Below are 14,684 nucleotides of genomic sequence, written 5' to 3'. Positions count from 1 at the left end.
TGCTTCCGAGGCGAATTGTTGCGGTGCGACGAGAACGCTTGACGTCCCATCGGAAACCGATCAGTTTCCACACCAGGAAACTAGTCGGTTTCCAGCCCGGCGCGCAAGCGCCCGACTTCCCGAGGTCCCGCCGTGATCCATCCTTCCCTCCCAGGGGCGTCCGCTGCCGGCGCCTTCCGCCCGGTGGCGCGCCTTCTGCTGCTGGGCTGCCTCGCCACCACGCCGCTGCTGCTGGCCGGCTGCGACGAGACGGTATCGGCCCGGGAAGCGGGGGCGGCGCCGCCCCCGCCCACGGTCACGGTCGTTTCGCTGGCACCGGAAGCCGTCATCCTGCACACCACCCTGCCCGGCCGCACCAACGCCTTCCAGATCGCCGAGATCCGGCCGCAGGTCGGCGGCGTGCTGCAGCAGCGACTGTTCCACGAGGGCGAGACCGTAGCGGCGGGCCAGCCGCTCTACCAGATCGACCCGGCCCCCTACCGCGCGGCGCTCGCCAGCGCCGAGGCGGCCCTGGCCAAGGCGGTGGCGACCCTGGCCTCGGCGCAGGCGACCGCCACGCGCTACCGGCCGCTGGTCGCGCAGAACGCGGTCAGCCGGCTGGACTACGAGACGGCGCAGGCCGCCCAGAAATCCGCCGAGGCCGAGGTCGCCTCGGCCCGCGCGGCGGTGGACACGGCGCGCATCAACCTCGGCTACACCCGCGTCGCCGCGCCGATCGCCGGGCGCAGCAGCCGCTCCTCCGTCACCGTCGGCGCGCTGGTCACGGCGGACCAGACCACGGCGCTGATGACGGTGACGCAGCTCGACCCGATCTATGTGGACGTGGTGCAGCCGAGCGCCACGGTGCTGCGCCTGCGGCGCGAGATGGCCGCCGGCACGCTGCGCCGCGCCGGCGACGGCGCCGAGGCGCATCTGCTGCTGGAGGACGGCACCCCCTACCCGCTGGCCGGCCGGCTGCAATTCGCCGAGGTCGCGGTCAGTCCCGACACCAACACCGTGACCCTGCGCGCCGAATTCCCCAACCCGGACGGCACCCTGCTGCCCGGCATGTTCGTGCGCGCGACCCTGGAGGAAGGGACGGTGCGGGAGGGGCTGCTGGTGCCGCAGCAGGGCGTCACCCACAACACGCGCGGCGAGGCCACGGCGATGGTGGCGCAGGCGGATGGCAGCATCGCCACCCGCGTGCTCTCCGTGGTGCGGGCCATCGGCAACAAGTGGCTGGTCAATGGCGGGCTGCGGGACGGCGACCGCGTGGTGGTCGAGGGGACGCAGCGCGTGCGGGACGGCATGAAGCCGCAGTTGCGCGTGGTGACCGCCGCCGAGTTCGACGCCCAGGTGCAGCGCGAGGCCGCCGCGGCCCGCACCGGCCAGCGCGGCTGAGCGCCCGGCCATGGCCCGCTTCTTCATCGACCGCCCGGTCTTCGCCTGGGTGCTCGCCCTCGCCATCATGCTGGTCGGCGGCCTCTGCCTGCGCGGCCTGCCCGTGGCGCAGTACCCGACCATCGCCCCGCCCGCGATCCAGCTCACCCTGAGCTATCCCGGCGCCTCGGCCGAGACGGTGCAGAACACGGTGGTGCAGACCATCGAGCAGCAGATGACCGGGCTCGACGGGCTGATCTACTTCACCTCCGAGAGCAACGGCGACGGCAGCGCCACCATCAAGCTGACCTTCGCCCAGGTGCAGGTGCAGAACAAGCTGGCCCTCGCCCAGCCGCGCCTGCCGACCACGGTGCAGCAGCAGGGCATCCGCGTCGCCAAGGCGAGCAACAACTTCCTGATGGTGATCGGCTTCGTCTCCACCGACGGCAGCCTGAGCAACGCCGACCTCGCCGACTACATCGCCTCCAACATCCAGGACCCGGTGACCCGCACGACGGGCGTCGGCGACTACCAGCTCTTCGGCTCGCAGTACGCGATGCGGATCTGGCTCGATCCGGAGAAGCTGAACGCCTACGGGCTGATGCCCGCCGACGTCGCGGCGGCCGTGCAGGCGCAGAACGTGCAGGTCGCCTCCGGCGAGCTGGGCGCGCTGCCGGCCGTGCCGGGGCAGCGCCTCTCGGCGACCCTGATCGGCCCGAGCTACATGAACCGGCCGGAGCAGTTCGCCGGCATCCTGCTGAAGACGAAGAGCGACGGCTCCCAGGTGCGGCTGCGCGACGTCGGCACGGTGGAGCTGGACGCGCAGAGCTTCGGCGTCAACAGCCTCTACAACGGTCGCCCCGCCGCGGCGCTGGGCGTGCAGCTCGCCAGCGGCGCCAACGCCATGGCGACGGCCGAGGCGGTGCGCGCGACGATCGACGCGCTGCGCCCGAGCCTGCCGCCGCAGGTCGAGGTGGTCTATGCCTACGACACCACCCCCTTCGTGCGCCTCTCCATCGAGGAGGTGGTGAAGGCGCTGTTCGAGGCGATGGTGTTGGTCTTCCTCGTGATGTTCCTGTTCCTGCAGAACATCCGCGCGACCCTGGTGCCGACCCTGGTGATCCCGGTGGTGCTGCTCGGCACCTTCGGCGTGCTCTCCTTCGCCGGCTACTCGATCAACACCCTGACCATGTTCGGCCTGGTGCTGGCCATCGGCCTGCTGGTCGACGACGCCATCGTGGTGGTGGAGAACGTCGAGCGGCTGATGGAGCAGGAAGGGATCGGCCCGCTGGAGGCGACGCGGCGGTCCATGGAGCAGATCTCCGGCGCGCTGGTCGGCATCGCCCTGGTGGTCTCGGCCGTGTTCCTGCCGATGTTCTTCTTCGCCGGCTCCTCCGGCGTGATCTACCGGCAGTTCTCGCTGACCATCATCTCCGCCATGACGCTCTCCGTGGCGATGGCGCTGACCTTCACCCCGGCCCTCTGCGCCACCCTGCTGCGGCGCCCCCGGCACGGCGCGCGGCGCGGCCTCTTCGGCTGGTTCAACCGCGGCTTCGACCGCACCAGCGCCCTCTACGCGCGCGGCGCCGGCGCCATCGCCACCCGCGCCCTGCGCTTCATGCTGGTCTACGTGGTGCTCACGGGCGCCATGGGCGTGCTCTACCTGCGCCTGCCCTCCTCCTTCCTCCCGGCGGAGGACCAGGGGATGCTGTTCGTGCAGGTCACGGCGCCGCCCGGCGCCACGGCCGAGCGCACGCAGCAGGCGCTCAACGCCGTCACCGACTACCTGCGGCAGGCGGAAGGCGCGCGCGTCCAGGGCGTGATGTCCATCAACGGCTTCAGCTTCGGCGGCCGCGGCCAGTCGGCCGGCCTCGCCTTCGTGCGCCTGAAGGACTGGGCGGAGCGCACCGGGCCGGGCGATTCCGTCACCGCCATCGCCGGCCGGCTGATGGGGCACTTCGCCGCCTATCCCGACGCGCAGATCTTCGCCTTCTCGCCGCCGGCGGTGCCGGAGCTCGGCAACGCCACCGGCTTCGACATGGAGCTGCTGGATCGCGGCGGGCTCGGCCACGCGGCGCTGTCGGCGGCGCGCGACCGGCTCCTGGCCGCCGCCTCGGCGAGCCCGCTGCTGGTCGGGGTGCGGCCCAACAGCCTGACCGACCAGCCGCAGCTGCGCCTCGACATCGACTGGGAGCGGGCGACGGCGCTCGGCCTGTCGGTCGGCGACGTCACCTCCACCCTCTCGGCCGCCTTCGGCACCAGCTACGTCAACGACTTCGTGGACCGCGGCCGCGTCAAGCGCGTCTACATGCAGGGCGACGCGGCCTCGCGCATGCTGCCGGAGGACCTGTCGCGCTGGCATGTCCGCAACGGCAACGGGACGATGGTCTCCTTCGGCGCCTTCGCCTCGGCGCGCTGGGAGGTCGGGCCGCCGCGCCTGACCCGCTACAACGGCGTGCCCGCGGTGGAGATCCTGGGCGACGCCGCGCCGGGCCACAGCACCGGCGAGGCGATGGCGGAGATGGAGCGGCTCGCCGCCGCGCTGCCCCAGGGCATCGCCGTGGACTGGACCGGCCTCTCCTACGAGGAGCGGGCGGCGGGGTCGCAGGCCTACGCGCTCTACGCGATCTCGCTGATCGTGGTGTTCCTCTGCCTCGCCGCCCTCTACGAGAGCTGGGCGATCCCGATCTCGGTCATGCTGGTGGTGCCGCTCGGCATCCTCGGCGCGGTGGTGGCGACGCTGCTGCGCGGCATGGCCAACGACATCTACTTCCAGGTCGGGCTGCTGACCACCATCGGCCTCTCGGCCAAGAACGCCATCCTGATCGTCGAATTCGCCAAGGAGCACTTCGAGGCCGGCGAGAGCCTGCTCCGCGCCGCCATCCACGCGGCGCGCGAGCGGCTGCGGCCGATCGTGATGACCTCGCTCGCCTTCGTGCTCGGCGTGGTGCCGCTGGCGATCGCGACCGGCGCGGGCGCGGGCGGCCGCACGGCGATCGGCACCGGCATCATCGGCGGCGTGGTGACGGGCACGGTGCTCGCCGTGTTCTTCGTGCCGCTCTTCTTCGTGCTCGTGCTGCGCCTCTTCCGCACGAAGCGCCGCAGCGAGCGGCAGCCGGAGGCGGGGCCGGAGACGCCGCTGCTGCCACGCCCCGCCGGCCACGGCGGAACGCACTGAGCAGGACCTGTCGTGATGAACCGTCGCATCAACCCCGGGACCGTCGGGGCGCTCGGCGCCCTGCTGCTGGCCGGCTGCTCGCTCGATCCCACCTACCAGCGGCCGGCGAGCCCGGTGCCCGCGCAATGGCCGCAGGGCGCCGCCTACGCCCCCCCGGCGGCCGGCGAGAGTACGGCCGACACGCTGGGCTGGCGGGAGTTCTTCCGCGATCCCGGCCTGCAGCGCCTGATCGACATCGCGCTGCGCAACAACCGCGACCTGCGCGTCGCCGCGCTGAACGTGGAAGCGGCGGAGGCGCAGGTCCGTGTGCAGCGCGGCGCGCTGCTGCCCAGCGTGGGCGCCAGCGGCAGCGCGGACTACGCGCAGACGCCGGCCGATCTCGCCGGCGTCGGCGCGGTGCGGCGAAGCCCCGTCACCGGCCGCAGCTTCGGCGTGGGCGCCGGCTTCACCTCCTGGGAGATCGACCTGTTCGGTCGCATCCGCAGCCTGTCGCGCGCCGCGCAGGAGACGGCATTCGCCCAGGCGGAAACCCGGCGGGCGACGCAGATCAGCCTGGTCGCGCAGATCGCCACCGCCTATCTCGTCCTGCTCGCCGACCGCGAATTGCTGGACCTGACGAAGCAGACCCTGGCGAGCCAGGAAGCCTCCTACCGGCTGACCGAGGCCACCGCCGCGGGCGGCACCGCGACCGCGCTGACCCTGCGGCAGGCGCAGACCTCGGTGGAGACGGCGCGCGCCAACCTCGCCCTCTACACCCGCCAGCTTGCCCAGGCGGAGAACGCGCTGGCGCTGCTGCTCGGCCAGCCGGTGCCGGCCGACCTGCCCGGCGACACGCGGCTCGCCTCCACGCTGGTGCTGGCCGATGTCCCGGCCGGCCTCTCCTCCGCCGTGCTGCTGCGGCGGCCGGACGTGGCCTCGGCCGAGCACGCGCTGCTTGCCGCCAACGCCGATATCGGCGCGGCGCGGGCCGCCTTCTTCCCGAAGATCACGCTCGTCGGCTCCTACGGCACGGCGGGTGCGTCGCTGTCGCGGCTGTTCATGCCGGGCTCGGGGCAATGGGCCTTCTCGCCCAGCATCGACATCCCGATCTTCACCGCCGGCATCAACCGGGCCAACCTGGACTACTATCAGATTCGGAAGCGCGTCGAGGTTGCCAACTACGAAAAGGCGATCCAGACAGCCTTCCAGGAGGTGGCCGATGCACTGGCCGCGCGCGGCACCTACGGAAACCAGCTCGAGGCGCAGCAGCGCCTGACCGACGCCTATGCCGACAGCTACCGCCTCTCGCAACTGCGCTTCCGCTCCGGCGTGGACAACTACCTCACCGTGCTCGATTCGCAGCGCAGCCTCTACACGGCGCAGCAGGCCCTCATCGCGCTGCGGCAGGAGCGGCTGGCGAGCCTCGTGACCTTGTACAAGGTGCTGGGCGGCGGCTGGCAGGAGGGCACGAACATGGCCCGCATCGCCGCCATCCGCTGAAGGGCGGCGGCGACGGTGGGCAGGCTTGATCTCGCCGAGGTCCCACAGGGTGAGGCGGTAGCGCAGCCGCGACGGAGGCGGGTCGGGTCAGGCACCGGCAGCAGCCGGGGGAGGCTACTGCGAACCGCAGTCCGGTTGGGACTGCGGTTCGCCGCAGCTCGTTGTTCCCGGCGCGGATTCATGCCGCCGGGCGTGTCCGCCCGTCGGCGATCCGCTCCAGAGCCGATCCAGCCTGACTGTATCAGGCCGGAACGGCTCTAGCCTTTGATTTTTCGCATTTTCCAAGCCGCTGAGCGAGGACGCTCAGCTTGAAAATGCTCTAGGCGATGCGGCCAGCCCCCGCAGGCCACCCATGGCGAGCCGCATGAGGTCGCCGGCGGCCGGGCGGTTCAGCCCGCCTCACCCACCAACCGCGGACACCTTCGAACCCGCTGCGACCACGGCCGTCTGGGCGGTGAGGTCGAAGCTGCGGACCCAGAGGAGGCTCAAGGCCGCGAGCAGCATCGGGGCGGCGAGAGCGAGGCAGTAGCCCGGCCGTTCCCACCCGGCCGACATCAGCACCCCGGCCAGGGCAGGCCCGGTGACGGCGCCCAGGCGGCCGACGCTCATCGCCAGCCCGGTGCCGGTGGTCCGCACCGTCGCGGGGAAGACCGGCGGCACCACCGCGTACATGGCGTTGATGGAGGCGTAAAGGCAGAAGCCGATCAGCAGGGTGGCGGTCAGCAGCGCCGCGGTGGTGGCCGGGGCGAAGCCGAACACCGCTCCGGCCAGGAACAGCCCCACCATGAAGGCCGCCGCGAGCCGCCGGGTGCCGATCTCCCGCGCGAAGAAGCCGAACAGCAGGCAGCCGACCACGCCGCCGATGTTCATCAGCATCGACCCCGAGATGCCGCCGCTGATGCTGAGCCCCTGCTCGGTCAGGACCTTCGGCGTCCAGCTCAGGAAGAAGTAGCAGGTCATCATCACGCAGAAGTAGGCGACGCATACCGCCGCGGTCCGGGTGGCGTAGGGCGGGCGGAAGATGGTGAGCAGGCTGGTGTTCGGCCCTTCCTCGGACCGCAGCGGGACCGGCAGCCTGGCGAGCGCCGGCCGGCCCATCCGGCCCAGCACGCGGTTGACTTTCGGCAGCGCGTTCGCCGGCTGCCGGGCGATGAGGTAGTCGAGCGACTCCGGCATGAAGGCGATGACCGCCGGGACGAGCAGCAAGGCCACCAACCCACCGAAGACGTAGACCGAGCGCCAGCCATAGGCCGCGATCAGGTAGACCGAGAAGGCGCCCCCGAGCGTCGCGCCAACGGGGTAGCCCAGCGACATCAGCGAGATCGCCAGGTTACGCCAACGGTTGGACGCGTACTCCGTCACCACGATGTTCACGTTGGCCAGCACCCCCCCGATGCCGAGGCCGGTGAAGAGCCGCAGCAGGGCAAGTTCGGTCAGGTCCCTGGCCGCTGCGGCACCCAACATCCCGACGCACAGGATCGCCAGGCACAGCAGCACGGTCGTCCGTCGGCCGAGCTTGTCGCCGAGGGGCGCGATCAGCAGAGCGCCGAAGCCCATGCCGGCGAGCCCGGCACTGAACAGGATGCCGAGGTCGGTGGGGCTCAGGTGGAAGTCGCGGGCGATCGCCGCCGCCGTGAAGGCCACCACCAGCACGTCGAAACCGTCCAGGGCGCAGATCAGGACACAGATCGCGACGACGGTCACCTGGAAGGGGGTCATGTCGCCCTCCCTGATCGCCACCCTGGGATCCGCGCCGTCTCGTGTGCTCGCCATTCCTTCCTCCCTCTTCGCTCTCAGGCTTTCCGCTGCCGGAGCGGCCGGCAATGCCGGGTCGTCGTTGTGTCAGGCGGCGCGATCCGCGGTGTCGACGGTGATGCCGCCGCCCACCACCCGGGACACGCAGGTGCAGAGATGGGCGTCGGTGGCTTTCTGCGCGTCGCTGAAGAAGACGTCGCGGTGGTCCACCGTGCCCTCGACCTCCAGGATCTTCACCGCGCACAGTCCGCACTCGCCGCGCCGGCAGTCCCAGATCATGTCCACCCCGGCAGCCTTCAGGGCGTCCAGCATGGTCTGGTTGCGGGCAACCACGATCTCCTTGCCAAGCCGCGGGATCCTCACGACGAAGGCCTTCGAGGCGTAGCGCCCGCTGGCGCCGAAGGTCTCGAAGCGCAGACCGTCCACGGGCCGGCCGCTCTCCTGCCAGGCGCGCTTGGCAGCCTCCAGCATGCCGATCGGCCCGCAGACATAGCATTCCCCGCCGGGCGCCAGCCGCGCGATCTCCGCCGGCAGGTCCATGCTGCCGCCCTCCTCGTCGACGCAGGCCTGCAGCCGGTCGCCGATCCGCTCCCGCAGCTCGTCCGCGAAGGCGAGGTCCTGCCGCTGCCGGCACGCGTAGAGCAGCCGGAAATTCGCGCGCCTCTCGGCCAGCGCCAGGGCCATGGTGTAGATCGGCGTGATCCCGATGCCGCCGGCCAGCAACAGGTACTCCGGGCGGCCGCGGGCGAGCTCGAAGTGGTTGCCGGGCTCGGAGATGGTGAGCCGGGCGCCGGGCTGGAGGCGGTGCATGTAGGCGGAGCCGCCGCGGCTGTCGGGCAGCAGCTTTACCGCGATGCGGTAGACGCCGTCGTCGCAGGGGCCGACGATGGAGTAGGATCGCACGTCCGGCCGTCCGTCGATCTGCACGCCGACGCTGATGTTGCTGCCGGGGGTCGGCGCCACGAAGTCTCCGGACGGCTCTATCTCGAACAGGCGGATGTCAGGCGTCACGTCCCGGATCGCCCGCAGCCGGGCCGGCCGCCACTCGATGATCTCGCGCATTGCTTTCTTCCAGGGAGTCCAGGCCTCGACGAGGGCGGGACGGCGCGGCGCTCCCATCGCCCGCCGCCCCGCGCCGTTCGCGCCGCGCCTATTCGGCCGCCAGCCCTGGGCTAGTCCCGGCCGGGGTCTGCCCCCTCTGCTCGGCCGCGATGAGGCGGTCGATCAGGCGGTGGGCCCACAGCGAGCCGGCGTCGATGTTCAGGTTGTAGAAGGGCTGGCGCGGGTTCTTGCTGATCGCCCGCTGCTGCGCCTCCAGCACGTCGTGATCCTGGTCGTAGACGCCCTGCCCGTTGTTCACGTGCGCCAGGTTCAGCGACTTGGTCAGGGCCGGGTCGTCGGTGCGGAAGCTGCGGACGAAGTTCCAGAAGTAGTGGCAGCTCGTCGCGGTCTCCGGGGTGATGGCGGCGAGGAAGAAGCCGTTCACCCCCTGGGAGCGGTCACCCTGGCGGGCGCCGGTGCCGGTCAGCGCCACACCGACATCGCCGGCGACGACGCATGGCGCCTCGAAATGAATGATCTGCCACCGGTCCACGTGGCCGGGCCTGCCGAGCATGCGCGCCCAGAAGGGCGGCGGCTCGATGTCCTCCATCCAGCGCGCCACGGTCACCTTGCGGTCGGTGTGGGTGACCTCGAACGGATTGCGGGTGATCGCCTCGTCGCCGATGCTCCCCACGTGGACGTAGGTCTCGTGCGTCAGGTCCATCAGGTTGTCGATGACGAGCCGGTAATTGCACTGGAGCTTGTAGAACGTGCCGCCCTCGCCGACCCAGGGCAGGTCGCTGTTCCAGTGGAAGTCCGGCACCCTGTCCGGGTCTGCCAGGGCCGGGTCGCCCATCCAGACCCAGATCAGACGATACTTCTCGACGACCGGGAAGGCCCGGACGCAGGCGGAGGGGTTGATCGTCTCCTGCGCGGGCATGAAGGTACAGCGGCCGGCCGGGTTGAAGACCAGGCCGTGGTAGCCGCAGACCACCTCGTCACCCTTGAGGTGACCGAGCGAGAGCGGCAGCAGCCGATGCCAGCACGCATCCTCCAGCACCACCACCTGGCCGTCGTTCCGCCGGTACAGCACGACGTCCTTGTCGCAGATCGTGCGCGCCGTAAGATCGCGCTTGATCTCGTAGTCCCACGCCGCGGCGTACCACGCGTTCAGCGGGAAAGACCTCGTTCCGGACATTTCTTCCTCCTTATGAAACCGCCGCAGTATCGAGCCCCCTTTCGCCGCCCTGGACGGCAGCGGAGGGATGTCGGGGAGAGGCGGCGCATGACGCTCCGGCCCACCGGCTTGCGACTTGTACTGACCCGCTCCAGGGGGGCCGGAGATTCTCCTCGCGGCCTGTCTTCGCCTCCGCCTGCCCACTGATGCCGTATGCCGTCTTAGCATCGGGGCCGTTCCTGGCGTGACCATGCACCCATGGACTTTGAGCGGAATTACTTGGACGGATCTGGCCCGTGGCACTACCATTTCATCCGTCGGTAAGGGCGGCCTGTCGGCGATGCGCGTGGGCGGCAAGCGAGCGATCCCCGTCTTCGGTCTCTACGGCGAGCTCGCCGAGACCACGGTCCCGAGCTTCGTGCATGCCGAGCGGATCGGATCGAGTGCGTCCCTGCATGATTGGGAGATCGGCGTCCACCGCCACCCCCACCTGTCGCAGGGGCTCGCGGTCACCGTGGGCGGCGGCGTCTCGCGGATCGATGCCCAGCGAGACGAATTCGCGGCGCCTTGGCTGTTGTGGGTCCCCGCCGGCGTGGTGCACGCCTTCTCCTTCCAGCCCGGGACGGACGGCGTCGTCGTGTCGCTGACTGACGATTTCCTGGCGGCCGTCATCGAGCACGACCACGCGCCGGCCCGGCTGCGCGAAGCGGCCGACGCGGTGTTCAGCGGGCGCATGGGGTCGCCCCATGAAATCGACATGGATCTGGTGGGCGTCTTCGAGAACCTCGCGCGCGAGGTCTTCGGTTCCCTTCCGGGCTCCATCAGCGCCGTCGCGGCGCTCGTCAAGCTCCTCCTGGTCGGCGTGCTGCGCACCCGCTCGATCCGGTCCGTCACCGAGCCGTCCGCGGTGGCGCGGGCGGACCTCCACCGGCAATTCCGCCGGCTGGTCGAGGCGCACCTGCGCGAGAACTGGCCCGTCTCGCGCTTCGCCGCCGAACTCGGCGTCAGCGCCGATCGCCTGCACGCCGCCTGCACGGAGACCGTCAGCAGGGCGCCGCAAGCCATCCTGCACGACCGCCTCATGCTCGAAGCCAGGCGCAGCCTGATCTATACGACCCTGCCGGTGTCGAAAATCGCCTTCGATCTTGGGTTCAACGATCCGGCGTACTTCTCGCGCTTCTTCACAAGCCGCGCGGGGATGAGCCCGGCCGCCTACCGCAGGGCCAGCGGCGCGGAGAGGCCCCACAGCCGGAACCTCCGCGATCCGGAGCCGCCTTCCGGCGAACATCCCGGCGCGCTCGGGCAGATGGCGACGTAATCGGCTGCCACTCGGCAGAACCGGAGGCTGTCGGTTTGCGGCGACGCCGGGCCTCGGGCGGGTGGCTGGCCGCGCCCTGGCGCTGCCGCGCGACGTCGCGGTGACGGCGGCGCCCGGGGCGGAGGTGCTGCGCGGGCCGTTCGGCCTGACGCGGGCCGAGGGAGGCGGCGCGGGCGTTCAACCCGCCGGCGCAAGCCGCGCGGCGAGTTCCGCCTACCCGCCCGCTTCCCCGGCCAGCGCTCTCTCGAGCCGGCGCGCGGCCTCGACGACCCGCCCCGTCGCCGCTTCCACGTCCAGGTCCTCCAGCGCCACGATCCCGAGGCTCGCCTCGATGCCCGGCGCGCCGGAGACCGGGCTCGCCACCCCGATGGCGCCCCGTTGCAGCTCGCCCTGCGTCACGCTCACGCCGCGCAGGCGCGCCTCGCGGACGGCGGGCGGATCCTCGGCCCGCGCCTTCCGCCCTGCCAGGATCGCGATCCCGGCCGCCCCGCGCGACAAGGGATGGCGGCTGCCGACCCGGTAGGCCACGCGCAGCAGCCCGTCCTCCGGCTCCGCCACCGCGATGGCCACGCATTCGTCGCCCCGGGCCACCGAGACGAAGGCGGCCGCCCCGGCCCCGCGGGCCAGCGTTTGCAGAAGCGGCAGGGACAGCGCGCGCAGCTGCGGCTCGAAGCGCGCCGCGAGGGTGAGCAGGCCGGCCCCGAGGCGCAGCAGCCCGGACGCATCGCGGGCGATGAGTCCGTGCTGTTCGAGCGTCGTCGCCAACCGGTAGGCGATGGCCCGGTGCACCGCCAGCTGCGTGGCCAGGACCGCGACGGTCACACCATCGGGTTGACGGGAGATCAGGTCCAGCGCCTGGAGCCCCCGGTCCAGGGTCTGGAGCGTGTTGCCGGTGCTGCCATCCGCCCTTCCCGCCCCGCGTGGCGTGCCGGTCTTTTCCATCAATGTTGACGAGCCCCGTGCCGGAACCTTAATGTGCGGAATAAGATAAAGCATGTGCGATATTAGTAAACGGGGGAAGATCGTGATGGATGGAATGGACAGGTCGGCGCCGGCCGCTTCCGGCTGTCCCTTCCATGGCGTGGCGCCGAACGGCTGCCCCGTCTCCGCGGACGCCGCGGGCTTCGACGCCTTCTCCGGTCCCTACCAGCTCGACCCCGCGGAGGCCCTGCGCTGGTCGCGCGAGCGGGAGCCGGTCTTCTTCAGCCCGCGGCTCGGCTACTGGGTCGTCACCCGCTACGAGGACGTGAAGGCCGTCTTCCGCAACGCCGCCGCCTTTTCCCCCGCCATCGCGCTGGAGAAGGTCACGCCGACGTCGGAGGCGGCGAACGCCATCCTGCGCCGCTACGACTACGGGATGAACCGCACCCTCGTGAACGAGGACGAACCGGCGCACATGGAGCGCCGCCGCGCCTTGCTGCACTCCTTCCTGCCGGCGGAGCTGGCGCATCACGAGCCGATGGTGCGGCGCCTGACGCGGGAATACGTGGACCGCTTCGTCGGGCGCGGCGAGGTCGACCTCGTCGACGAGATGCTGTGGGAGATCCCGCTCACCGTCGCGCTCCACTTCCTCGGCGTGCCCGAGGAGGACATGGACACGCTGCGGGCCTACTCGATCGCCCACACCGTCAATACCTGGGGTCGCCCGAGCCCGGAGGAGCAGCTCAAGGTCGCCGAGGCCGTGGGCAAGTTCTGGCAGTATGCCGGGCGCGTGCTGGAGAAGATGCGCGCGAACCCCGCCGGCCACGGCTGGATGGAGTACGCGATCCGCCGGCAGAAGGAGATGCCGGAGGTCATCACGGACTCCTATCTCCACTCCATGATGATGGCCGGCATCGTCGCCGCGCACGAGACGACGGCGAACGCGACGGCGAACGCGCTGCTGATCCTGCTGCGTGACCGTGAGGCCTGGGACGCGATCTGCGCCGACCCGTCCCTCATCCCCAACGCCGCCGAGGAGTGCCTGCGCCTTTCCGGCTCGATCGTCGCCTGGCGCCGCCTGGCGCTGGAGGACGTGCAGGTCGGCGGCGTCGCCATCCCGAAGGGGAGCAAGCTGCTGATCGTCATGACCTCCGCCAACCATGACGGCCGGCACTTCGAGAACCCGGACGAGCTGGACATCTACCGCGACAACACGACGGAGCACCTCAGCTTCGGCTATGGCAGCCACCAGTGCATGGGCAAGAACCTCGCCCGCATGGAGATGCGGATCTTCCTGGAGGAGCTGACGCGCCGCCTGCCGCACATGGAGCTGGTGCCGGACCAGGTGCTGGACTACCTGCCCAACACCTCCTTCCGCGGGCCGCACCACCTGCGGGTCCGCTGGGACCCGTCCCTCAACCCCGAGCGCCGCGACCCCGCGCTCCTGGACCGCCGCGCCGACTTCGCGGTCGGCGCCCCGGCCAGGGAGGCGGTCGCGCGGCACCTCCGCGTGGCGGCGCTGCGGCCGGAGGCGGAGGGCGTGCTCGGCCTCGTGCTGGAGGACCCGCGCGGGCGCGACCTGCCGCGCTGGACGCCCGGCGCGCATATCGACGTCGTCGTGGGCGGTTACGAGCGCAAGTACTCCCTCTGCGGCGACCCGGAGGACCGGCGGCGTCTGCGGATCGCCGTCCGGCGCGAGGCGATGGGGCGCGGAGGCTCGGCCCACATCCACGACGCCGTGCGGGAGGGCGACATCCTCCGCGTGCGCGGCCCGAAGAACCACTTCCGGCTGGACGAGGGCGCGGCGCGCTACCTGCTGGTCGCGGGCGGCATCGGGATCACGCCGGTGATCGCCATGGCGGACCGGCTGAAGCGCCTCGGCAAGGACTACGCCATCCACTATGCCGGCCGCGCCCGCCCCGCGATGGCGTTGCTGGAGAGGCTGGAGCGCGATCACGGGGCGCGCCTGCACCTCTACCCCGCCGACGAGGGAAGGCGGCTCGACATCCAGGCGCTGGTGGTCGCCGCGCCGGGGGATGCGCAGGTCTACGCCTGCGGCCCCGACCGGATGCTGGCGGCGCTGGAGAGGACCATGGCGGCCGATCCCGGCCGCCTGCACGTGGAGCACTTCGCCGCCGCCGGCACGCATCTCGAACCCTCGGTGGAGCTGCCCTTCGAGGTGGAGCTGCGGGATTCCGGCCTCACCCTCCAGGTGCCGGCCGACCGCACCCTCCTCCAGACCCTGCACGCCGCGGGCATCGACGTGCCGAGCGACTGCGGGGAAGGCCTCTGCGGCTCCTGCGAGGTGCAGGTGCTGGCGGGCGAGGTGGATCATCGCGACAAGGTCCTCGGCGCCGCCGAGCGCGCGGGCCAGGACCGCATGATGGCCTGCTGCTCCCGCGCCTGCGGGCGGAAGATCGTGCTCGCGCTCTGAGCGCAACGCTTCCGCCGCCCGG

The 14,684-nt window shown here is 71.4% G+C and carries 9 protein-coding genes; 5 read left to right on the top strand and 4 right to left on the bottom strand.

What is annotated here, in order from left to right; translation table 11 throughout:
* The first annotated feature begins 183 nt into the window (after positions 1–183).
* From M0638_RS02785 to M0638_RS02775, 3 genes are read left to right on the top strand one after another with little or no spacing between them, the layout of a single operon-like run.
* Positions 184–1,380 carry an efflux RND transporter periplasmic adaptor subunit gene (locus tag M0638_RS02785; protein ID WP_248665432.1) on the top strand — a complete coding sequence of 399 codons (1,197 nt, stop codon included), beginning with the start codon at positions 184–186 and terminating at the stop codon, positions 1,378–1,380.
* Positions 1,381–1,390: 10 nt separating this feature from the next.
* Positions 1,391–4,537 (top strand): efflux RND transporter permease subunit, encoded by a 3,147-nt coding sequence (locus M0638_RS02780; RefSeq protein WP_248665431.1) that lies wholly within the window; start codon positions 1,391–1,393, stop codon positions 4,535–4,537.
* A gap of 15 nt (positions 4,538–4,552) precedes the next feature.
* Positions 4,553–6,016 (top strand): efflux transporter outer membrane subunit, encoded by a 1,464-nt coding sequence (locus tag M0638_RS02775; protein WP_248665430.1) that lies wholly within the window; start codon positions 4,553–4,555, stop codon positions 6,014–6,016.
* A 399-nt stretch (positions 6,017–6,415) separates the two neighbouring features.
* Here the strand turns inward: M0638_RS02775 and M0638_RS02770 are convergent, their stop codons facing one another.
* The 3 genes from M0638_RS02770 to M0638_RS02760 form a co-directional block, all read right to left on the bottom strand.
* Positions 6,416–7,789 carry an MFS transporter gene (locus M0638_RS02770; RefSeq protein WP_248665429.1) on the bottom strand — a complete coding sequence of 458 codons (1,374 nt, stop codon included), beginning with the start codon at positions 7,787–7,789 and terminating at the stop codon, positions 6,416–6,418.
* A 69-nt stretch (positions 7,790–7,858) separates the two neighbouring features.
* On the bottom strand, positions 7,859–8,833 hold the full coding sequence (locus M0638_RS02765) for a PDR/VanB family oxidoreductase (RefSeq protein ID WP_248665428.1): 975 nt from the start codon (positions 8,831–8,833) through the stop codon (positions 7,859–7,861).
* Between the two features lie 88 nt (positions 8,834–8,921).
* Entirely contained in the window at positions 8,922–10,010 is a 1,089-nt protein-coding gene (locus tag M0638_RS02760) for an aromatic ring-hydroxylating dioxygenase subunit alpha (protein ID WP_248665427.1), read from the bottom strand.
* Between the two features lie 325 nt (positions 10,011–10,335).
* Between M0638_RS02760 and M0638_RS29050 the strand changes: the two genes are divergently transcribed.
* Positions 10,336–11,307 (top strand): helix-turn-helix domain-containing protein, encoded by a 972-nt coding sequence (locus M0638_RS29050; protein WP_248665426.1) that lies wholly within the window; start codon positions 10,336–10,338, stop codon positions 11,305–11,307.
* Positions 11,308–11,520: 213 nt separating this feature from the next.
* Here the strand turns inward: M0638_RS29050 and M0638_RS02750 are convergent, their stop codons facing one another.
* A complete protein-coding gene (locus M0638_RS02750; protein ID WP_248665425.1) occupies positions 11,521–12,303 on the bottom strand; it encodes an IclR family transcriptional regulator in 783 nt (260 codons plus the stop codon).
* A gap of 40 nt (positions 12,304–12,343) precedes the next feature.
* On the opposite strand from M0638_RS02750, the gene M0638_RS02745 reads away from it, so the two are divergent.
* Positions 12,344–14,662, top strand: coding sequence for a cytochrome P450/oxidoreductase (locus M0638_RS02745; protein ID WP_248665424.1), 2,319 nt, complete (start codon positions 12,344–12,346; stop codon positions 14,660–14,662).
* The last annotated feature ends 22 nt before the right edge of the window (positions 14,663–14,684 follow it).

This window comes from Roseomonas acroporae (genome assembly GCF_023223525.1).
Lineage (GTDB): Bacteria > Pseudomonadota > Alphaproteobacteria > Acetobacterales > Acetobacteraceae > Roseomonas_E > Roseomonas_E acroporae.
Note: the sequence above shows the minus strand (reverse complement) of the source record. Positions and strands in the feature narration are given on the sequence as shown.